This window comes from Mesobacillus jeotgali (genome assembly GCF_031759225.1).
GTDB classification, from domain to species: Bacteria; Bacillota; Bacilli; order Bacillales; family Cytobacillaceae; genus Mesobacillus; species Mesobacillus jeotgali_B.
Genome location: NZ_CP134494.1, coordinates 3,805,320 through 3,826,784, shown reverse-complemented (window position 1 = coordinate 3,826,784; position 21,465 = coordinate 3,805,320). Strand labels below are relative to the sequence as shown.

At 44.1% G+C, this 21,465-nt stretch carries 21 protein-coding genes and 1 riboswitch; of the genes, 15 read left to right on the top strand and 6 right to left on the bottom strand.

The window, feature by feature from the left end; genetic code table 11:
• Positions 1 to 13 precede the first annotated feature (13 nt).
• Both RH061_RS19255 and RH061_RS19250 read left to right on the top strand, forming a co-directional pair.
• Positions 14 to 2,137 carry a glycoside hydrolase family 3 protein gene (locus tag RH061_RS19255; protein WP_396654823.1) on the top strand — a complete coding sequence of 708 codons (2,124 nt, stop codon included), beginning with the start codon at positions 14 to 16 and terminating at the stop codon, positions 2,135 to 2,137.
• Between the two features lie 108 nt (positions 2,138 to 2,245).
• The gene (locus tag RH061_RS19250; RefSeq protein WP_311072428.1) at positions 2,246 to 3,508 is read left to right on the top strand and encodes an exo-beta-N-acetylmuramidase NamZ family protein; all 1,263 of its coding nucleotides are present in this window, start codon (positions 2,246 to 2,248) and stop codon (positions 3,506 to 3,508) included.
• Between the two features lie 38 nt (positions 3,509 to 3,546).
• Here the strand turns inward: RH061_RS19250 and RH061_RS19245 are convergent, their stop codons facing one another.
• The gene (locus RH061_RS19245; RefSeq protein ID WP_311072427.1) at positions 3,547 to 3,759 is read right to left on the bottom strand and encodes a methionine aminopeptidase; all 213 of its coding nucleotides are present in this window, start codon (positions 3,757 to 3,759) and stop codon (positions 3,547 to 3,549) included.
• A gap of 208 nt (positions 3,760 to 3,967) precedes the next feature.
• On the opposite strand from RH061_RS19245, the gene RH061_RS19240 reads away from it, so the two are divergent.
• Positions 3,968 to 4,408, top strand: a complete 441-nt coding sequence (locus RH061_RS19240) for a Dps family protein (protein ID WP_311076464.1) — start codon at positions 3,968 to 3,970, stop codon at positions 4,406 to 4,408.
• Positions 4,409 to 4,537: 129 nt separating this feature from the next.
• Here the strand turns inward: RH061_RS19240 and RH061_RS19235 are convergent, their stop codons facing one another.
• Positions 4,538 to 4,846 (bottom strand): winged helix-turn-helix transcriptional regulator, encoded by a 309-nt coding sequence (locus tag RH061_RS19235; RefSeq protein ID WP_226643668.1) that lies wholly within the window; start codon positions 4,844 to 4,846, stop codon positions 4,538 to 4,540.
• 211 nt (positions 4,847 to 5,057) lie between these two features.
• On the opposite strand from RH061_RS19235, the gene RH061_RS19230 reads away from it, so the two are divergent.
• Both RH061_RS19230 and RH061_RS19225 read left to right on the top strand, forming a co-directional pair.
• Positions 5,058 to 5,918, top strand: coding sequence for a VOC family protein (locus RH061_RS19230; RefSeq protein WP_311072426.1), 861 nt, complete (start codon positions 5,058 to 5,060; stop codon positions 5,916 to 5,918).
• A gap of 236 nt (positions 5,919 to 6,154) precedes the next feature.
• Positions 6,155 to 6,790 (top strand): FMN-dependent NADH-azoreductase, encoded by a 636-nt coding sequence (locus RH061_RS19225; RefSeq protein WP_311072425.1) that lies wholly within the window; start codon positions 6,155 to 6,157, stop codon positions 6,788 to 6,790.
• A gap of 51 nt (positions 6,791 to 6,841) precedes the next feature.
• On the opposite strand, the gene RH061_RS19220 is transcribed toward RH061_RS19225, so the two are convergent.
• The 3 genes from RH061_RS19220 to katA all read right to left on the bottom strand — a co-directional run bounded on the left by RH061_RS19220 (position 6,842) and on the right by katA (position 10,440).
• Positions 6,842 to 7,957: a DUF4179 domain-containing protein gene (locus RH061_RS19220; RefSeq protein WP_311072424.1), complete on the bottom strand. Its 1,116-nt coding sequence runs from the start codon at positions 7,955 to 7,957 to the stop codon at positions 6,842 to 6,844.
• A gap of 12 nt (positions 7,958 to 7,969) precedes the next feature.
• Entirely contained in the window at positions 7,970 to 8,479 is a 510-nt protein-coding gene (locus RH061_RS19215) for an RNA polymerase sigma factor (protein WP_311072423.1), read from the bottom strand.
• Positions 8,480 to 8,979: 500 nt separating this feature from the next.
• Positions 8,980 to 10,440, bottom strand: coding sequence for a catalase KatA (katA, locus tag RH061_RS19210; protein ID WP_311076462.1), 1,461 nt, complete (start codon positions 10,438 to 10,440; stop codon positions 8,980 to 8,982).
• Between the two features lie 423 nt (positions 10,441 to 10,863).
• Here katA and RH061_RS19205 point away from each other — a divergent pair, with 423 nt between their 5' ends.
• Positions 10,864 to 11,451 (top strand): cell wall hydrolase, encoded by a 588-nt coding sequence (locus RH061_RS19205; protein ID WP_311076461.1) that lies wholly within the window; start codon positions 10,864 to 10,866, stop codon positions 11,449 to 11,451.
• Positions 11,452 to 11,649: 198 nt separating this feature from the next.
• Positions 11,650 to 12,588, top strand: coding sequence for a nuclease-related domain-containing protein (locus RH061_RS19200; RefSeq protein ID WP_311072422.1), 939 nt, complete (start codon positions 11,650 to 11,652; stop codon positions 12,586 to 12,588).
• A gap of 536 nt (positions 12,589 to 13,124) precedes the next feature.
• Here RH061_RS19200 and dacB read toward each other — a convergent pair.
• The gene (gene dacB, locus RH061_RS19195) at positions 13,125 to 14,603 is read right to left on the bottom strand and encodes a D-alanyl-D-alanine carboxypeptidase/D-alanyl-D-alanine endopeptidase (protein ID WP_311072421.1); all 1,479 of its coding nucleotides are present in this window, start codon (positions 14,601 to 14,603) and stop codon (positions 13,125 to 13,127) included.
• Between the two features lie 114 nt (positions 14,604 to 14,717).
• Between dacB and RH061_RS19190 the strand changes: the two genes are divergently transcribed.
• The 8 genes from RH061_RS19190 (at position 14,718) to RH061_RS19155 (ending at position 21,464) form a co-directional block, all read left to right on the top strand.
• A complete protein-coding gene (locus RH061_RS19190) occupies positions 14,718 to 14,912 on the top strand; it encodes a hypothetical protein (RefSeq protein ID WP_311072420.1) in 195 nt (64 codons plus the stop codon).
• A 117-nt stretch (positions 14,913 to 15,029) separates the two neighbouring features.
• Positions 15,030 to 15,371, top strand: coding sequence for a metal-sensitive transcriptional regulator (locus tag RH061_RS19185; protein ID WP_311072419.1), 342 nt, complete (start codon positions 15,030 to 15,032; stop codon positions 15,369 to 15,371).
• Positions 15,372 to 15,427: 56 nt separating this feature from the next.
• Positions 15,428 to 15,572: riboswitch (FMN riboswitch) on the top strand.
• A 143-nt stretch (positions 15,573 to 15,715) separates the two neighbouring features.
• Positions 15,716 to 16,798, top strand: a complete 1,083-nt coding sequence (gene ribD / locus RH061_RS19180; RefSeq protein WP_311072418.1) for a bifunctional diaminohydroxyphosphoribosylaminopyrimidine deaminase/5-amino-6-(5-phosphoribosylamino)uracil reductase RibD — start codon at positions 15,716 to 15,718, stop codon at positions 16,796 to 16,798.
• A gap of 12 nt (positions 16,799 to 16,810) precedes the next feature.
• On the top strand, positions 16,811 to 17,467 hold the full coding sequence (ribE, locus tag RH061_RS19175; RefSeq protein WP_311072417.1) for a riboflavin synthase: 657 nt from the start codon (positions 16,811 to 16,813) through the stop codon (positions 17,465 to 17,467).
• Between the two features lie 11 nt (positions 17,468 to 17,478).
• Entirely contained in the window at positions 17,479 to 18,672 is a 1,194-nt protein-coding gene (locus tag RH061_RS19170) for a bifunctional 3,4-dihydroxy-2-butanone-4-phosphate synthase/GTP cyclohydrolase II (protein ID WP_311072416.1), read from the top strand.
• Positions 18,673 to 18,693: 21 nt separating this feature from the next.
• Positions 18,694 to 19,164 (top strand): 6,7-dimethyl-8-ribityllumazine synthase, encoded by a 471-nt coding sequence (gene ribH / locus RH061_RS19165; protein WP_311072415.1) that lies wholly within the window; start codon positions 18,694 to 18,696, stop codon positions 19,162 to 19,164.
• Positions 19,165 to 19,370: 206 nt separating this feature from the next.
• A complete protein-coding gene (locus RH061_RS19160) occupies positions 19,371 to 20,573 on the top strand; it encodes a S1C family serine protease (protein ID WP_311072414.1) in 1,203 nt (400 codons plus the stop codon).
• Between the two features lie 24 nt (positions 20,574 to 20,597).
• The gene (locus RH061_RS19155; protein ID WP_396654821.1) at positions 20,598 to 21,464 is read left to right on the top strand and encodes a peptidylprolyl isomerase; all 867 of its coding nucleotides are present in this window, start codon (positions 20,598 to 20,600) and stop codon (positions 21,462 to 21,464) included.
• The last annotated feature ends 1 nt before the right edge of the window (position 21,465 follow it).

Below are 21,465 nucleotides of genomic sequence, written 5' to 3'. Positions count from 1 at the left end.
TGGAGGAGATACGATGAGGAAACTCAGCAAGCTTATGCTCTATTCACTAGTGTTTGTGCTGGCTTTTTCACAGATGCTGCCAGGTCTTTCTTTGAAAAAGGCGAATGCCGAGGAAAAGAACACAGTGGAAGATCTGGTGATTTATGAAAACATCCCTGAAGCGGATGCAGCTGTCAGTGATGGAAGCATTCAATTAAGAGCACTTCATGTGTATTCAGAAGGACATTTCATGCTGGCATCTGAAAACCTTAAATGGGAGTCGGCGAATAAAAATGTCGCAACAGTGGACCAGGATGGAAATGTGGAGTTCACAGGAAAGAATGGACGGACGTTCATTACAGTGACGGACGGTACTTTTGAAGACCGGATCGCGCTTGATTATAAAGTGAAACCATCCTCTAAAGAAGAAGGGGAAAAAGGCAAGCCTGCATCCGAAGCCGCTGTCCTCAAGCAGGAAGGCGAGCGATATGACTTGATTGGCAATGCAATCAGCAAAATGAGCCTCGAGGAAAAAACAGGGCAAATGCTGATGCCGGATTTCAGGACCTGGAAGGGTGAAAATGTAACCGAAATGCTGCCGGAAATTGAGCAGCTCGTGAAAAAATACCATTTGGGCGGAGTCATCCTTTTCCGCGAAAATGTGGTGACCACAGAACAGACAGCAAGCTTGGTATCCGATTATCAAGCTGCGGCTGAGAAATTCGGCCTGCTGCTGACGATTGACCAGGAAGGCGGAATCGTTACAAGGCTCCAATCTGGGACGGATATGCCAGGTAATATGGCATTAGGCGCAACACGTTCACCGGAAATCGCCTACAACGTGGGGAATGCAATCGGCGAGGAATTGGCGTCTTTAGGAATCAATATGAACTTTGCGCCGGTTATGGATGTCAACAACAATCCAGATAACCCGGTAATTGGTGTCCGTTCATTTGGCGAAGACCCACAGCTTGTTGCTGACATGGGTGTTGCTTATACCAAACGGCTCCAGGCAGCAGGTGTGGCCGCAACTGCCAAACACTTCCCGGGACATGGGGACACGGCAGTAGATTCCCACCTTGGACTTCCTGAAGTTCCACATGATAAAGAACGCTTGAAGGAAGTCGAATTGTATCCGTTCCAAAAAGGAATGGAAGCAGGCGTGGATGCGATTATGACAGCACATGTCACTTTCCCTAAAATCGACGGAACAAAAGCAATTTCCCAGAAAACGGGGGAAGAAATCGCGATTCCGGCAACACTTTCGTACAAGGTCCTGACAGAGCTGATGCGAGAAGAAATGGGCTATGAAGGTGTCATCACAACAGATGCGATGAACATGAAGGCCATAGCTGATCATTTCGGTCCGGTAGATGCGGCGATCCGCGCTGTAAAAGCAGGCACGGATATCGTATTGATGCCGGTTGGTCTTGAAGAAGTTGCAGCGGGCTTGCGTGAAGCTGTAAAAGCTGGCGAGATTTCCGAAGAGCGCGTAGAGGAATCCGTAAGGCGCATTTTAACATTGAAGGTTAAAAGAGGCGTGATCAAGGAAGAAAATCCTGTTTCCGTTCAAGACAAGATTGCGAATGCATTGAAAGTGGTCGGTTCTGCTGAACATAAACAAATTGAGAAAGAAGCGGCAGAGAAATCAATTACTTTGGTTAAAAATAACGCAGACTTGCCATTGAACCTGGATCCAAGTGAGAAAATCGTCGTTGTCGGCAATACTTATATCAGCAGCCTGGGTGATGCAATTAAAAAGCGCCATGAAAATACAAATGTCATTTCCTCTTCAACTTACAAACTGACAGAGGATCAATTGGCTCAAATTAAAGGTGCAAGCACGGTGGTAGTCGGCACCTATACTTACAATGTTTCAGGCCGGACGCCATCCAGTGCACAAATGGCAATGGTCAACCAGATCATTGAGCTGGCCGATGCACCTGTTGTCGGTGTTGGCATCCGGAATCCATATGACATTATGGCTTTCCCGGAAATCGACGCGTACCTAACCCAATACGGTTTCCGTCCAGCAAGCTTCGAAGCAGCGGCCGGAGCACTTTTTGGTGAATTCGCGCCAACAGGAAAGCTGCCAATCACAATTCCCGATTACAGTGGCGGAGTTCTTTACGAATTCGGTCACGGATTAACCTACTAGAAATTATATGGTGGGCTTCGTGAAGGACGCCCGCCATAGATTTAGAAAAGTATATGTTCGAACTGATAATTAATAGTCTTAAAATCTAGTAAAACAGGAGTGATGATCTTGAAAAAATGGCTGGCAGCATTATTGACGACCGTCCTCATTCTCTCTTCATTGACCATTGCATTGGCAAATCATGATAGCGGGCAGGGCAAGAGCCAGGATCTGAAGAAATTCAAGGTTGGTGCAGAGGCATTGCTTGAAGACCACAAAGACTTGATCAAAGGAAAGCGTGTCGGACTGATCACGAATCCTACTGGAGTAGACCAAAACCTGACGAGTGTCGTCGATCTGCTTTTCAACGACCCTGATGTCGAGTTGACAGCACTTTATGGACCAGAGCATGGAGTTCGCGGAAGCGCTCAGGCTGGGGCATATGTCGAGTACTATATCGATGAAAAAACACAGCTTCCTGTATACAGCCTTTACGGGAAAACGAAAAAACCCACACCAGATATGCTCGAAAATGTGGACGTCCTGCTGTTTGATATCCAGGATGTAGGTACAAGATTCTATACGTATATTTACACGATGGCTTATGCAATGGAAGCGGCAAAGGAAAACGATATCCCATTCATCGTGCTTGACCGACCGAACCCGCTTGGCGGTGTTAAGGTTGAAGGACCTGTCCTTGAAACGGAATATAAATCCTTTGTAGGAAACTATGAAATCCCGCTTCGCCACGGCATGACAGTTGGAGAGCTGGCTATGCTCTTCAATGAAGAATTCAATATTGGCGCAGACTTGACAGTCGTAGAGATGGACCGATGGAAGCGCACGATGAATTATGATGAAACACCTCTTGAGTTTGTCATGCCATCACCAAACATGCCTACACTCGACACGGCCTTTGTCTATCCTGGAGCCGCACTGATTGAAGGAACCAATGTATCTGAAGGAAGAGGAACAACAAAACCGTTTGAGCTGATCGGTGCTCCGTTCATCAATTCGGATGAACTGGCTGCTGAATTGAATTCCTTGGATCTTCCGGGAGTGAAATTCCGGGCAGCTTCATTCACCCCGACATTCTCAAAGCATTCAGGCAAACTATCACATGGAATCCAGATTCATATTACCGACTATGAATCGTTTGAGCCGATTGTAACAGGGCTTCATATTGTAAAAACGATTCATGATATGTATCCTGAAGACTTCGAATTCCGCGCAGAAGACAGCAAAGGGATTTCCTTCTTCGACCTTCTGACAGGAAACGGGTGGATAAGGGAGGAAATCGAAGCGGGGACATCCGTCGAAGAAATCCAGTCCATGTGGGAAGATGATTTGAAAGAGTTCAAACAGGTGAGGGAAAAGTACCTTCTCTATTAAGTGGAAAAAAATGGCCTCTGCACAAGCAGTGGCCATTTTTATGTCGTACTATTGCTCCAATCTGTATATAATCCACTGCCGCTGCAGCCAGGACATTCGTATGGTGCCGCATAGTAAACAAATTCATTAGCGGAAAAAGCGTAATATCCTCTTCCATGGCAGTCGGGGCATTTATTCTGGTCCTTCATATTCGAAAGGTGATTTTCGTATCTTGAATTTCTCCATTGGTTGAGCGCATTAAATAAACCCATTCTTCAACACCTCCAGTTCTATGCATAGTTTGGAGAAATAATGACTTTATTATGTATAGTTTATGGAGAAATTTGGTTTTTGACCCGGCAAAATGCACATAACTTGTCTGAAAAGTTGACATTCCTGTGAACAATCCTGCTAATGAACCCACTGCTGGATAATCTTGGACTATAATGAATCCGTATTGACGAATAGGAGGGATTCATGATGAAAAACGAATTGACACAGGCAGTCAACAAGCAAATCGCAAACTGGACTGTACTTTACATCAAGCTCCATAACTACCACTGGTATGTGACAGGGCCGGAATTTTTCACCCTGCACGCTAAATTCGAAGAGCTGTACAACGAAGCTGCCTTACATATCGATGAGCTAGCAGAAAGATTGCTGGCAATGGGTGACAAACCAGTCGCAACCATGTCAGGGGCACTGGAATTAGCCTCGGTAAAAGAAGCAACGGGAAATGAAACTGCAACTGACATGGTCGCAAGCGTAGTTGCTGACTATTCAACACTGATCCAAGAACTGAAGAAGGGAATGGAGCTGGCGGAGGAAGTCAATGATGAAACAACAAGCGACCTGTTGCTGTCCATTCACTCTGGCCTGGAAAAGCATGTATGGATGCTGAATGCTTTCCTGGGAAGATAACAAGCTGAAGAAAGTAAGACGTATGTGTTAATACCATACGTCTTTTTTCTTTTTTACAGAATCTACTGAAATGAACTTGAAAAAATGTAAAAAGCACCCATCAACGGGTGCTTTAAATGAATCTATTATTTATGCCTCCAGCCAGTTCTGTGACCATTTTTCAATTTCCTTCATAAGAGGTTCCAGTGCCTTGCCTTTTTCGGTCAATGAATACTCAATTCGGACTGGAGTTTCAGGATGAACTTCACGTCTTACAATTCCTTCGCTTTCTAAATCTTTCAATCGCTCTGAAAGCACTCTTCCGCTTACTCCTACAGAGGATTCAATCGTACAAAAACGCTGCGGTCCGGACAGCAGCTGGTATATGATCATTCCAGTCCAACGCTGGCTTAGGATTGTCATGGCTTTTTCAAATCTGGGACAAATCGACTTATCCATATCAATCACTCCTTACTAATATTATAAACATATCATCTGAAAAATAAATTACTTTTTATAAAAAGTATACTTGACGTAATTTAATTACAGTTATATAGTTACTTACATAAAGTAACTAATATGAATAAGAAAAATGGCAGTATATATACACAGCATAATTTGGCCATCATGGCTTATAATATGATCTTTTACAAAAAAGGAGGAAATGAATATGAACTTTCATCAACCGCCCGTCACTTTTGTGGGGCAAGTAAATTTAAAAGTAGAAAATCTGGAACGCTCCCTTGCCTTTTATCAGGAAGTGATTGGTTTTAAGGTATATGAAAAAACGGCTACATCCGCTCAGTTAACTGCTGATGGAAAAACGGTGCTATTAAGCATCGAGCAGCCATCTGATATGATCCCGAAGAAGGGAAGGACGACTGGACTGTATCATTTCGCGCTTTTGCTGCCTGACAGGGCTGACCTGGCAAAGATCCTGAAGCATTTACTGCAAATCCGTTATCCATTGCAGGGGGCATCTGACCATCTTGTAAGTGAAGCTTTGTATTTAGCAGATCCAGATGGGAATGGAATTGAAATTTATACAGACAGACCAGCATCAAAATGGGAATGGAATCAGCAGCAGGTGGTGATGGTCACTGAGGCTTTGGATGCAGAAAGCCTTCTTGCAGAGGACACTGGCGGTACATGGAATGGTCTCCCTGCAGGAACAGTAATGGGACATATCCATTTGCACGTTGCGGAACTGACAAAAACAGAAGAATTTTACACAAAGGGACTTGGTTTTGAAGTGGTAAGCCGTTACGGACCACAGGCTCTCTTTATTTCTTCAGGAAAGTACCATCATCATATTGGGCTGAACACCTGGAATGGAGTAGGTGCTCCTAATCCGCCTGCCAATAGTGTTGGTCTTCAATCTTATACTCTGGTTTTGGCGGATGAAGTTAAATTGAAAGAAACAGTAGCCCGCCTTAACGATCTCGGCGCGCATATGGCAAAAGAAAAAGGAACATTCATTACTGAAGATCCTTCTGGAAACCGTATCATGCTGGTGACAGCTAAGTCCTGATGACAGTGTTAACGCCATTACTTGGCTTTTTCCAAGACTAAGCCTTGCACCTCGAGAATGTCAGTGCAAGGCTGGGTCAGGGTGCTTTTTAATGAAGACTTAGCAAAGATAAAGACGAGCATTTCTTTTGACCTTTGAAGAAAAACGGCTTAATATCTCGAAGTAAGCTATTTTAAATTCGAGATTTATATTTTACGAAATAGCGTTAAAATTTTTAGAATAGGTGGGAATACAACATGGCTAAAGTTTTATACATCACAGCACACCCGCTGACTGAAGAACAATCTTTCAGTCTTGCAGCAGGAAAAGCATTCATAGATACGTACAAAGAGCAGAACCAGAATGACGAAATCATTCATCTTGATCTATTTAAGGAAAACATTCCTTACATTGATGCCGACGTATTAGGCGGTTGGGGCAAACTGCAAAAAGGTACAGAGTTCACTGAGCTGACAGCAGACGAACAGTCAAAAGTAGGACGTCTTGCTGAACTGGTTGAACAGTTCACAGCAGCAGACAAATTTGTTTTCGTGACACCACTGTGGAATTTCTCATTCCCTCCAGTCATGAAGGCATATCTGGACGCAGTTGCTGTAGCAGGCAAAACATTCAGATATACACAAGAAGGACCTGTCGGCTTGATGACAGACAAAAAAGCCCTTCATATCCAGGCTCGAGGCGGTTACTACTCAGAAGGACCAGCAGCGAACATGGAAATGGGAAATCGCTACATCGAAACAATGATGAACTTCTTCGGTGTACCTTCGATGGAATGCCTTTACCTCGAAGGCCACAATGCGAACCCGGAAAAAGCACAGGAAATCAAAGAAAACGGAATCGCGCGTGCTAAGGATTTGGCACATACATTCTAATAAAAGCACAAACGAAGGCAGGCCGGGTTTTCACACCGGCCTGCTTTTATGTTATTTCAATGTAATGGAGAGGTCTTCGCCAACTTCAAGGACACAATTGTCACGTTCCTTGACCGGCGCGAAGGTCATGATATATTCGTCTTTGCCGCCTTCGACTTCGCCTTTGCTGAAGATTGGGTCAGCTTTTTCGCCAGCCGAGGAGAGGAAAACACCAGGCTTTGAGTAATCCACATAGTAGCCGCGCTCCTTATCTACCTTCCTGGCATTAAGGTACTGATGTTCCAATTTGCTCATCACTCGATACGTCATCCCATTCTCGGTAATCAATTTCGTGTCTGAACCTGTGACGACAACTCGCGTTTCCATTTCGGAAAATTCTACTTGTTTAATGACATAGGCTTCATTGTTAAAAGTGAACTCTTTATTTAGGATGACAATTTCACGATTAGAAACAGCAGATTCGTCCAGCTTGAATTCAAGCGGCCATATTGTTTCGATACTATCTGTTTTTGTTTCCGTATAGATGGTTAAATTTTCAATTTCCAAGCGAATATCCTGGCCCTCAAAGTTCTTAACAGACTCAAAGGACAAAGCTTCGGCAACTTTATTTTCTTTTTGGTCATAATACCTGCTGCCCCAGCCGACATTATCCAATTTCACCTTTTGGTCATTTGTTATCAGGTAAATCGAGCTTTTTCCCTCAAAGATATCAACATAATAATTCTCCAAATCTGTTTTCTCACTTTGATAAGTGAATAGGAGCTTGGTCTCCTTGTCATCCGTCATCACGCTTTGGAAGTGGACAGTGATACCATTTTCTTCGTCATGAAAACTCTGGTCCAATACCTGCCCCTGTCCAGCATGGACGGCCATCCGGACACCTTTATCATCTATGTGTTCACTCGAAAATAATTTATCATATATCTCTTGGATTGCCGCAAGTGCAGGAGTAAAAGTCAGTGCAGAGACAGCCATTATGCAGACAGCAGCAACAATGGCTAACCTTTTATATGCAATTCCTTTTTTAGGAGGAGTCTTGCTGACAGGCATGATGACAACCTTTTGTGCTTCTATATTATGCAGTTTGCTGTTTAGTTCATCCCAAACATCCTGCACTTGCTTTTCAATGGCTTGATCCAAATGATTTAGCATTTCCTTTTTATCCATCCCAATGCCTCCTTAGTCGATACTTTTTCTCAGCTTGTTTAAAGCCTTTTGATACTTCCACAGGACTGTTCCCAATGGCATTTCAATGATTTTGGCAATCTCCCTGTGCTTCAGACCTGATATGTCCTTTAAGACAACAATTTGTCTTTCTTCGCTGTCCAGCAATTCAAGGTATTTCATCAAAATCATTCTGTCGAGAGGATCTGTGCTCTTACAGTACTCCTGGTCGAAGTATTGTTCATCAAACCCAGTGATCTCACGCTTCTTCCTGCGATAGAGATCCAGAGACGCATTCCTCGAAACACTAAGCAGCCATGCCTTCACATTGGGAATATCCTGAAGTTTCTGGTGTTGATAAAGTTTAATGAAAGTTTCTTGTAATACATCTTCTGCAAGGGACGAATCTCTTAAGATAGATAACGCCATGGCAAAGACATTTTTTTTATGTAAATCGTATAACTGCTTGAATGCCAGATTACTATCCACTGGTTCGTTATGCTGATGCAAATTTGTTTGGTTCATCTTGCACCTCCTTCTATATAGTAAACGATTCGCCAGTATCATTTATTGGTGAAAATTAAATTTTTCCAGTAAAAAAAGAATGCCCGCTTAAAAGGCATTCTTTTCCTGGGTTAAATCTATAGAGCCAGCCTAATGGACACTTTTCGGAAAAATCATCGTGAAAATGACCAATAGAGCCCTTCTAACCGACACTTTCACAGGAAATCGTCCTGAGTTTGTCCGATAGAGCCCTTCTAACGGACACTTTCACAGGAAATCATCCCGAGTTTGTCCGATAGAGCCCTTCTAACGGACACTTTCACGGGAAATCGTCCTGAGTTTGACCGATAGATCCCTTCTAATGGACACTTTCAGGGGAAATCATCCCGAGTTTGTCCGATAGAGCCCTTCTAACGGACACTTTCATGGGAAATCGTCCTGGGTTTGTCCGATAAAATCAATCCAATCAGCTTATATGTAAAATAACGGATGCCCTTAGTGGCATCCGTTTGCATGTTCTATTAAACTTCCTGCGGAACCTGAAGGCCCAATCCTTGAGCAATGCGTGTGCCGTATTCAGGATCTGCTTTGTAGAAGTGGCCGATCTGGCGAAGCTTGATATCGTCGCGCTGAACTGGCTTCATGGCAGCGACAATGTTAGCGACAAGGCGCTCACGTTCTTCCTCGCTCATCAAGCGGTACAGGTCACCTGCTTGAGTGTAATGGTCGTTATGGTCATACCCAACATTTTCGGCAATGCCGCTGACAGGGAAGGATGCCTGCTTGTGCTCTTTCACTTCAGTAGGTCCTCCGAAACTATTAGGCTCGTAGTTTACTGATTTGCCGCCATTGCCGTCAAAGCGCATCTGGCCGTCACGCTGATAGGAGTTCACTTCCGATTTTGGCCTGTTGATTGGAAGGTGCTGATGATTTGCGCCCACACGGTAACGGTGGGCATCAGCATACGCAAACAGTCGGCCTTGAAGCATTTTGTCTGGTGATACATCAATACCAGGTACGAGCGTTCCAGGAGAGAAGGTTGCCTGTTCAACTTCTGCAAAATAATTTTCAGGGTTGCGGTTCAATACCATGCGGCCAACTTCAATCAATGGATAGTCTTTCTGTGACCAAACCTTCGTGACATCGAATGGATCGAATCGGTACGTGTTCGCATCCTCTAACGGCATGATCTGGACATAAAGCTTCCATGCAGGGAAGTCTCCCGCTTCAATTGCGTTGAAGAGATCTTCTGTATGATAATCAGGATTTTCGCCGGCAATTTTTGCAGCCACATCAGCTGTCAGGTTTTTCACGCCTTGCTCTGTCTTGAAATGGTACTTAATCCAGACTCCATCTCCTTCAGCATTTGTCCATTTGAATGTATGGCTGCCAAAACCGTGCATATGTCGGAGTGTGGCAGGGATACCTCGGTCAGACATCAGAATCGTTACCTGGTGCAGTGATTCTGGTGAAAGGGACCAGAAATCCCAAACAGCATTTGGATCCTTCAGGTGAGTCTGTGGGTTCCTTTTTTGTGTATGGATGAAGTCAGGGAACTTGATCGCGTCGCTGATGAAGAATACAGGAGTATTGTTCCCGACGATATCATAGTTTCCTTCCTCTGTATAAAACTTCACTGCGAAGCCGCGTGGGTCACGGACAGTATCCGCTGATCCAAGTTCTCCGGCAACGGTTGAGAAGCGGATGAACATCGGTGTCTTCTTGCCAACCTCTGATAAAAAAGCAGCCTTTGTATATTGTGTCAGATCATTTGTCACTTCAAAATAGCCGTGTGCTCCGGCACCTTTTGCATGCACAACACGCTCCGGCACACGCTCACGGTTAAAGTGCGCCAATTTTTCCAACAAGTGTACATCCTGCAGTAAAGTAGGACCTCTATGTCCTGCAGTCATGGAGTTCTGGTTGTCCCCAACCGGCGCTCCCCAGCTTGTGGTAAGTTGCTTATTTTGATTATTGCTCATCATGATCCCGCCTTTGTTTTAAATTTTGTTTATAGCTAAATGATAACACTTTTCAATTAAAAATCAATACTTAATTATAATTATTTTAAATAAGGAATCGATATAAATAAATTTCTCTCGTAAATCTCTATTAAATGCTTGTGAGTTTCGGAGTTTGATTTTTGCAAAATAAGCAAATCGCCAAGTTACAAACTTGTAACACGATGTAAAATTAGAGCCGTTTAATTACAGTGCTGGTTATTGAAGGAAAGTCTGCATGGATGGGATTAATTTCTAGGTTTAAAAAAGATCAAGCGTTTACAGTGGATTGATGACCTCTTTCTTAACTGGTACTTATTGGACCATGAATAACTATGTTACAAATGCTAGCCTTATTAGTAGAAAAAGAGACAGCACTACTGGGAGGTATGGAAAATGAGAAAGATGAAAAAAACATTGGCAGCGCTAACAGCTGCGGTATCCTTGTCACTATTTTCAATGGGAGCAGCTGCTGAAGCGGCAACTTACCAGGTAAAAACAGGAGACACAATGTGGGGAATCGCTAGCAAATATGGTGTGCCTGTGACAGAATTGAAAAAAACGAACAATCGAACTAGCAATCTACTATATCCAGGACAAAAGTTGACCATCCCGGCTGCAACTGTTTCAGCTGCAGATCAGGACTTGCTTGCAAGACTGGTCCACGCTGAGGCAAAAGGCGAGCCATATGCAGGGAAAGTAGCAGTAGCAACTGTTGTCTTGAATAGAGTAGCGAGCCCGGACTTCCCTAACACAGTAAAGGGAGTTGTCTATGAAAAGTCAAACGGCTACTACGCCTTCACTCCTGTAAAAAATGGCGCAATCAACAAGCCAGCTGACGCAGAAGCAAAGAAAGCCGTAAAAGAAGCACTAGCTTTCAGAGGACAGGGCAAAGGCTCATTATTCTTCTTTAACCCGAAGACTGCAGTGAGCAAGTGGGTATTCTCAAGAGAAGTAACTGTGACAATTGGAAATCATAGATTCGCGAAGTAACTGGGACAATTGAAATCATAGATTTGCTAAGTAACCATAGGTAACTACCGAAAAAAGCCGTGCAGATTCTCATTCTGCACGGCTTTTTCTCAATTGTATATTTTTTCTTATACGCATAGGGGTAAATAAAAAGCTTGTTAAGTATTCGAAAAACCCATACTATTTAATTGCAATACATAACGAATGGAGGAATGCTTTTTGATAGTAAAATCGCGTGTTGAATCCTTGGAGCTGCAGATCTTGAGAATGCTGAATGCTCGAATGACCCTGTCTTCGAAAGAATACAGTAACTATCAATACCTGGAAAAAGGCTATGAAGGAGAAGTGATTTTTGATCGCTGGATGGAGGAGGTAGAAAAAGGCTACCTGGTTGTGAATGATCTGCTCCTTGAATATGGAAATACAAAATTTCAAATCGATTCCCTCTTCATCTCCAAGATCATCCATTTGTTCGAAGTGAAGTACTTCGAAGGCGATTACTTTATTGAAGGTGATCGGTGGTATACCAACAATGGAGTAGAAATCAAGAATCCTCTGCAACAAATGGAAAGAGCAGAGTCTCTCCTGCGAAGGATGGTACGAGACCTTGGATTCAACATTAATATCGAATCAACTCTAGTCTTCGTGAACCCAAACTTTTACCTCTATCAAGCTCCACGTAATCTACCAATTGTTTTTCCTAACCAGATTCCAAGACTTCTTAAAAACCTGCAAAAACAAACTGCCCCAATAAAAAATACCCACAATAATCTAGCAGAACGGCTGCTTACCCTGCATTCCCAAGATTCACCGTATAAAAGGCTCCCAGAATATAGTTTCGAGAGTTTGAAGAAGGGAATGGCCTGTTCCCATTGTCATACTGTGAATACTATAGTTACCAGAAAAACATTAATATGCATTAGTTGCGGGAAACGGGAAAACATCCATGAGGCAGTATTGAGAAGTGTCAGAGAGCTCCAATTACTTTTTCCGGGAGAAGTGTTAACACTCAGTAAGATTCATGAATGGAGCAAATCGATTAAAACGAAAAAAGCCATCAGGAACATTCTCTTAGATGACTTTACATTGAGCGGCTGTGGTCGTGGTGCTCACTATACAATAAAAGAAAATAAAGAGGGTTACCTGATAATAGAGTAAAGCACGTAAAAAAGTGTCCTTAGGGATTCGAATCAAAAAGCCATTTCAAGGTTAAATGTACCCTTATGCATCGCGATACACCTACATAAGGGCACATTCCAAAGCAAAATGTACCCTAATGCATCACGATACACCTACATAAGGGCACATTCCAAAGCAAAATGTACCCTTATGCATCGCGATACACCTACATAAGGGTACATTCCAAAGCAAAATGTACCCTTATGCATCACGATACACCTACATAAGGGCACATTCCAAAGCAAAATGTACCCTAATGCATCACGATACACCTACATAAGGGCACATTCCAAAGCAAAATGTAGCCTTATGCATCGCGATACACCTATATAAGGTTACATTCCAAAGCAAAATGTACCTTTATGCTTCCTATTACACCTACATAAGGTTACATTCCAAAGCAAAATGTACCTTTATGCTTCCTATTACACCAACATAAGGGCACATTTCAGAGCTAAGTGTACCCTTACGCATCTCAATACACCTACATAAGGGCCCCGTAATTTTTACAAGGGTTACCTTGCAAGTAACCTAACAATGTCATCTTCCACTTTCCTGCCTTCTCGATCGTCCAGCAGGTTATTCAGCATAATGGTAAAAATAAGCGTTTCGCCGCGGCTTGTTTTGACGTAGCCGGCCAGGGTGCTTACGCCTGTTAGTGTGCCTGTTTTGGCGGCCACACGATCCTTCAGTTGCTCATCTCTCAGCCTGTTGCGCATTGTTCCGCCCACCATCCTGTCCTCTTCCCCGGCAACCGGAAGTGAGTGCTCGAATGCAGGGAACCATTCCTCTTTTTGGGCCTGATATAGCAGTTTACTAACTTCGTTCGCTGGTATGAGGTTTGCGTGAGAGATTCCGGAACCGTCCCGCAATACAAGTCCGCTCGTGTCAATGCCCATTTCCCCAAGGGCAACGTCCATCACCTCAAGCCCTTTTTCCCAGCTGCCTTCACCATGAACGACCTTTCCCATTTCCTTCACAAGCACTTCGGCATGGCCGTTATTGCTTAATTTCATGAAGGGGATCATCAGTTCCGCAAGTGGCATCGATTTATGAGAAATTAAACTGGCCATGGTGTCGGTTGCAGCCCCTGTTCTAATTTTCCCAACTGCTATTATCCCTTGTTCTTCTAGTGATTTTTTAAAAATACTTCCTGCATACAAGGAGGGCTCCCAGACGGCGACCCATTCCCTCAATTTGTTTGAATCAGCAGGAATGGACCCTGTTATCCCGATGGTGTTCGTCCCGTGTTCACGTTCGATTTGAATATCCTGTTTCCCTTGGGAATCCACAGTTACCGATTCATTGATGATTGTGACATAATCAGTATCAGGCTCAAGTGAAATCACCGCTCCTGTTCCTTTTTTGCCTGGTAAAATATTGACAATGACAGTGCCTGCATCAAAATCGCGATTTGGCGAAGAGGTTAGCGCGGAAACCTGGGCGCCATAATATTGATGCTCGTCATTCCAGGTTAGATCCTCTGAATGACGGACTTCATCATACCAGCTATCATCAGTCACGATATCGCCGGTAACCTTATGGATTCCTTTACTCTTTAGTCTCTTTGCCATCTCTTCAAAATCTTCCTTCAACAAGGTCGGATCACCCATCCCTTTTAAAAACAGGTCTCCTTCAAGCGTTCCGCCGTTAACTTTTCCATCTGCCAAAACTTCCGTCGTAAACCGGTATTCTTCTCCTAAAACTGAAAGAGCTGCTGCGGCCGTGAACAATTTCAGCACAGAGGCTGGCTGCATTCGGGTGTCAGCATTCTGCTCATACAGCAGCTTTCCGCCATCTGCAGACCTGATGCTGATCCCCGCCAAAGCTCCATCAAGTACTGGCTCATTATCTAACAGTTTCCTTATTTCTGCTGATAGCTCCCCAGCAGGCTCGATAGCTCTGGCTGGCGGTTCCTCTGTATGGAAAAATGGAATGATGGCTAAGATGATAACAAGCGGTAAAAGTGTAATTATTGTAGTTTTTTGTTTCAATTTTTTGTTCATTCCTTTCATTTCTCAACTGTATTCGACAGGAAATTTCCCAATTACCAATTAATAGAGTCTATGATAATGTTTTAATTAATATAAGGTTCAGGAGGGAAAAAAATGTACCGATACTTTTTGAATACCTTACTCATTCTAGCCATCGGAGCAGGATTTTACTTCTATGCCCAACTGATTTTTTCAAAGGTGACTGACCCTTTGTACGGAACACTGGCGCTTCTCGCAGGCAGCCTGTTTGCGGCAGGGATTTCGAGAGAGCTCCTATTGATTTCACAATCAAGGAGTGAAAATATTTAAAATGTCATTTCCTACACCCTGACCCGCGGGGTGTATTTTGTTTTTCCAAGAATATTATGTAAGGTACTATTAGGGGGTATGATAAAATAAGTTTATAAGATAAAAGGGGGTTTTTAGATGGACGTATTAGAGCCCGAAGTGAACCTGTCTGAATGTGGCGACAGCTGTTGCTCATCAGAAAGAAAGAGCCATCACTCTGAAAAAACGAAAAAGAATCTCGTGACAAGATTGAATCGGATAGAAGGACAGATTCGGGGCATTAAAGGCCTGATTGAGAGAGACACGTACTGCGATGATGTGATCACGCAAATTTCCGCGACGCAGGCAGCCTTGAACAGCGTGGCGAAACTTCTCCTCGAAGGCCATATGAAATCCTGCATTGTGGAAAGAATTCAGGAAGGCGACAATGAAGTAGTTGATGAACTATTGACTACGATTGAGAAGTTGATGAAAAAATAACAGGCCGTTTTGTTTTCTATTTAAAGACATGTTGCGTATAATGACACTAACTTAATATATTCCTTCGGGGTCGGGTGAAATTCCCAACCGGCGGTGATGAAGCGATGCTTCTTAGTCCGTGACCCGGTTAACATTTGTTAAACGGTGGATCTGGTGAAACTCCAGGGCCGACAGTTAAAGTCTGGATGGGAGAAGGAAAAAAACGAGGATTAAGAAAATGGGACCAGTATGCCCTTTTTTAACCCTCTAGTTTGGTATTGCCCTTTTTTAGGACCCCGAAGCAATTTTGTTTCGGGGTCCTTTTATTTTTGTGAATTATTGTAAAAAGGGAGGAGGAGATACAGGTGAACGATCAGGATTATATGTCCTTAGCCATCAATCTCGCCAGGGCGACGGAGGGCCAAACATCCCCCAACCCCCGAGTTGGCGCTGTTCTTGTAAAAGACGGACAGATCATTGGGATGGGTGCCCATTTGAAGGCGGGAGAGCACCATGCTGAGGTGCATGCGATATCAATGGCGGGAGATAAGGCGAGTGATGCCACCTTATACGTTACTCTTGAGCCATGCAGCCACTTCGGCAAGACGCCGCCGTGCGCGAATCTGGTCATTGAGTCAGGCATCAAGAAAGTGTTTGTCGCATCATTTGATCCGAATCCTCTTGTTGGCGGAACAGGGATCAAGAAGATGCGGGACGCTGGCATTGAGGTTGAAGTTGGCCTAATGGAGGAAGAAGCAAAAGCGCTGAATAAAGTGTTTTTCCATTACATAAGCACTGGCTTACCCTATGTTACGTTGAAATCTGCCACCAGCCTGGACGGAAAAATTGCAACGGTGACCGGGGAGAGTAAATGGATCACCGGGGAAGAAGCAAGAAAGGATGTCCATCATTTCCGCCATTCACATGATGCCATTCTTGTGGGTGTCAACACCGTCATTAAAGATAATCCCAGCCTGACGACAAGGCTTGAAGCTGGAGGGATAAACCCCATCCGCGTGATTTTGGATACCACCCTCAGAACACCTCTGGAATCGAGAATTGTCACTGACCAGGCTGCTGACACCATCATAGTGACTGGGGCAGACGTCGAGCCTGAAAGGGAAAGGCAATTTTCAGAACGTGGCATTGAAATCATCAAGCTGGAAACTGCGAAAATAGGAATTGTGGATATGCTGAATCAACTGGGAGACAGGGGCATCACTTCTGTCTACGTAGAAGGCGGGGCCGAGATACATGGCAGTTTCTTAAAAGAGAAGGCCTTTCAGCAAGTAGTCGCCTATATCGCTCCAAAGCTGCTCGGCGGAAAAGATGCTCCGACTTCCTACGGAGGCGAAGGCATTGCCCGGCTTGAGGAAACAGTTTCTTTAAAAATCATAGATGTAAAACAAATTGGCCAGGATATCCGAATCATTGCCGAGCCGGTTTAAAAGGAGGTTTGTATGTTTACGGGGATTATTGAAGAAATCGGGACAGTCGCCAGTATTCAGCATAGAGGCGAATCATTTGTCCTCACCGTTGACGCGAAAAAAGTGCTGACAGATGTCCATCTCGGAGACAGTATTGCTGTAAATGGGGTATGTTTGACCGTCACCTCTTTTACTGAAAACAGGTTTACCGTCGATGTCATGCCGGAAACGGTCAAAGCTTCCAGTTTAAAAAGTGTTAAAAGAGGTTCAAAGGTGAACCTGGAAAGAGCGATGGCAGCTGGCGGCCGGTTCGGGGGGCACTTTGTCGCCGGACATGTGGATGGAGTCGGCACCATCAAAGGGAAAAAGCAAATTGAGAACGCAGTTTACTATGAAATTCAAGTCGACCCTGAGTTGCTGAAATATGTCATCATGAAAGGCTCTGTCGCTGTTGACGGGACGAGTCTGACTGTTTTCGGAATATCCGAAGACAGCTTGACTCTATCGCTTATTCCGCTCACTTTAAAAGATACTGTCTTAGGATTCAAGGATACAGGAGATATCGTCAACATCGAATGTGACATGATCGGCAAATATGTGGGGCACTTTTTAAGCAACCAGTTTCGATCCGCTCCGAAACGAGGCAACAATATTACAGCCCAGTTCTTAGAGGATAACGGGTTTATGTGAGGGTGATGAAGATGTTTGATCCAATTGAAGAGGCTATATATGAACTCATGCAGGGCAATGTAGTCATTGTTTGTGACGATGAAGACCGTGAGAATGAAGGAGATTTCATCGCTTTGGCAGAAAAGGCGACACCGGATGTCATCAATTTTATGGCAACACATGGCCGGGGATTGATTTGCGTACCGATTGAACAGGAATTAGCCCAGAAGCTGGACTTAATGCCAATGGTTTCACGGAATACTGACCCTCATGGCACAGCTTTTACCGTGAGCATTGACCATAAGTATTCAACAACCGGGATTTCCACTTTTGAGCGCTCAGCAACTGTATTGAGCATGCTGGATCCAGAGTCAAAGGCAGCTGATTTTAAAAGGCCTGGCCACATCTTTCCCCTTGTTGCCAAGAAGGGCGGAGTATTAAGGAGAGCCGGCCATACAGAGGCGGCAGTCGATCTGGCTAAAATGAGCGGTGCCAAGCCTGCCGGGGTCATATGTGAAATCATGAATGAAGATGGCACAATGGCTCGAGTTCCGGAGCTCCGCAAGATTGCTGACCAGTTCGATTTGAAAATGATCACGATAAAAGACCTCATTCAATATCGCAATCGAAAAGACCGATTGATTAAGAGAGAAGTTGAGATCGATCTCCCTACTGAATTCGGTATTTTTAAAGCAGTAGGCTATTCAAATCTTGTAGATGATAAAGAACATATCGCTCTTGTAAAAGGAGAAATCGACCCCGAAGAGCCAGTTCTTGTCAGGGTACACTCTGAATGCCTGACAGGAGATGTGTTTGGTTCCTTCCGCTGTGATTGCGGACCGCAGCTTCATGCAGCATTGAGCCAGATCAATAAGGAAGGTCGCGGTGTCCTTCTGTATATGCGCCAGGAGGGCAGAGGCATCGGCCTGATGAACAAGCTTCGTGCGTATAAGCTTCAGGAAGAGGGTTATGACACCGTAGAAGCCAATGAAAAGCTCGGCTTCGGAGCCGACTTGCGTGAATACGGAATTGGCGCCCAAATTTTAAAAGACCTTGGCATCAAGCAATTAAAGTTGCTGACCAACAATCCAAGGAAAATCAAAGGCCTTAAGGGTTATGACCTGGAAGTTGTCGACCGGGTGCCAATTCAGATGCCAACAAGGGCAGAAAACGAGAATTATTTAAAAACAAAGCATAGTAAATTAGGACATTTACTTAAATTTTAATTCTAATTGGAGGAATAGGACATGAACAGAACTTTTGAAGGTAATTTAGTAGGAACGGGTCTTAAAGTCGGCATCGTCGTCGGGCGTTTCAATGAATTCATCACAAGCAAGCTTTTGGGCGGCGCACAGGATGCATTGAAAAGGCACGGTGTCGAGGAAGGCAATGTCGATGTTGCCTGGGTACCGGGGGCATTCGAAATCGCATTGGTCGCACAAAAAATGGCGAAAAGCAATAAGTACGACGCAGTCATCACATTGGGTACAGTCATCCGCGGATCCACACCGCACTTTGATTATGTCTCAAACGAGACAGCAAAAGGAGTATCGGCTGCAGCAATGAATTCAGGAGTTCCTGTTATCTTCGGAGTTCTAACAACAGATACCATTGAACAGGCAATCGAACGCGCCGGCACAAAAGCTGGCAACAAAGGCTGGGACGCGGCAGTGTCCGCGATTGAAATGGCGAATTTAATGAAGAGTATTGAAATGTAATGATTTTTTGAAGCTGCAGGCAAATTCGCCTGCAGCTTTTTTAATGTCTGGTTTATCCCCTCGATCCTTGAGGGCTGCCTCATTCACGTTCCGCTCTTTCCGCAAAATCTTCCCAATCTTTTAAAACCCTTGCCTCAGTTTGTTAATAATTTGTTCATAATTTCTGGTTATGATGAAGACAAGTTAGAAACGAGGAGGAAATAACGATGAACGAATTTGAGCAGAGTTCCCGCTATCAGCAGCAGGAGCATGTCAAAAAATCATATAGATTCAAAAGCATCCTATCTACGGTCATGGCTGGGGTGGTTGGTTCGGCGATTACATTGGCAGCGGTGAATTTTACAGAAGCGGACGCAGGAAATCAGCTTCAGCCTAAAACGGAATCAGCCGTGGAAAATAACTCAAATATTGTAACGACTCCAACTTCAACAAAAGGTTCTGGATCGATTGCTGACATTATTGAATCGTCTTCAAAATCGATTGTTGGCATCACCAATATCCAATCACAGAACAATCCTTTTTCCAAAAGTCAGGGTAATGTAGAAAGCGGATCTGGTTCAGGGGTAATTTTTAAAAAGGAAGGAAATAGCGCATTCATTGTGACCAACAACCATGTCATTGAAGGGGCATCAAAGGTTGAAGTCAGCTTATACAATGGAGAAAAGGTTGCAGCAGAAGTTGTCGGAGCCGACGCATTGACTGATTTAGCGGTTGTTAAAATCGATGCAGACAAAGCTGTTGATGTCATCGAGTTTGGCGATTCATCTGTCCTAAGGGCTGGCGACCAGGTGATGGCGATTGGAAACCCGCTTGGCCTTGATTTATCGAGGACGGTAACGCAAGGAATTGTCAGTGCGGTAGACCGCTCGATCTCAGTACCGACTTCTGCCGGAGAATGGGAAATGAACGTCATCCAGACGGATGCGGCAATCAACCCTGGGAATAGTGGCGGGGCGTTGATCAATACGGATGGAAAAGTGATTGGCATCAATAGCCTCAAAATCTCGCAAAATGGCGTCGAAGGCCTTGGGTTTGCAATTCCAAGCAACGAGGCTTTGCCAATCGTCGAACAGCTGATTGAAAAAGGAAAAGTGGAGCGTCCATACCTAGGTGTAAGCCTTGCGGATCTGGCACAAATTCCTGATATGTATCTAGAGAACCTTCCTGACAGTGTGGATTCAGGTACGATGGTCACTTATGTAGACCCGAATTCTGCAGCAGCCAAAGCGGGCCTCCAGGAACAGGATATCATCGTTAGCATCAATGATGAAAAAGTGGAACAGGCAAGTGACCTGAGAAGATATTTGTATACGGAGCTTCAAGCTGGAGACAGTGCACAGCTGAAAATATACCGTGACGGCAAGCAGCAAACCATAAAGGTTGATTTGTCTGCTTCGAGCGCTGAATAATGGAGGGAAATGATGAGTGCTTTTATGAAAAATAATAAACTGCCGATTGTTTTTGGAGTGATCGTTTTAGGCCTTCTCTTGATCTTTGCGACAGCTTTTACAAAAACAGAAACGGCAGCAAGCATCAATGGCGAAAAAATCACTAAGGATGAATTAAACACAAAATTAACTGAGATGTATGGCGCTGATATTTTGGATTCACTGATCACGAACAAAGTGATTGAAATGGAAGCGTCGAAGGAAAAAGTGAAGGTAACCGGCAATGAGATAGATGATGAGCTGACAAAGCTCCAGGAATCATATGGCGGTGAAGAAGCCTTTGCCGCTGCTCTTGAGCAAAACCAGGTGTCAATGGACAGAATCAGGGAGGACATCGAAGTCTATCTGCTTGCTGAAAAAATGATCGGTGCTTCAATAGACGTGAGCGAAGAAGAAATGAAGAATTATTTTGAGGAAAATAAAGAGTCTTTTGACCAAAAAGAACAGGTGAAGGCTAGCCATATTCTGGTGGAAGATGAGGCAACCGCCATGAAGGTCAAGGAAGAGCTCGATCAAGGAAAGGACTTTGCTGAATTGGCAAAAGAATTTTCGACGGATTCAAGTAATGCGGAAAACGGCGGGGACCTCGGTTACTTTAGCAAGGGAGAAATGGCTGAGGAGTTTGAAAAGACGGCATTCGCATTGGAAGCCGGAGCGATTAGTGAGCCGGTTAAAACAGAATTTGGCTACCATATCATCAAGCTCGTGGATAAAAAAGCCGCGAAGGCTGCAGAATTTGATGAGCATAAGGAAGAAATCAAAGAGTTGCTATTTGACCAGGAAGTTCAGGCAGAGTATACAAACTGGCTGGAGGAGAAAAAAGCAGAATATGAAATAAAAAGTTATCTATAGT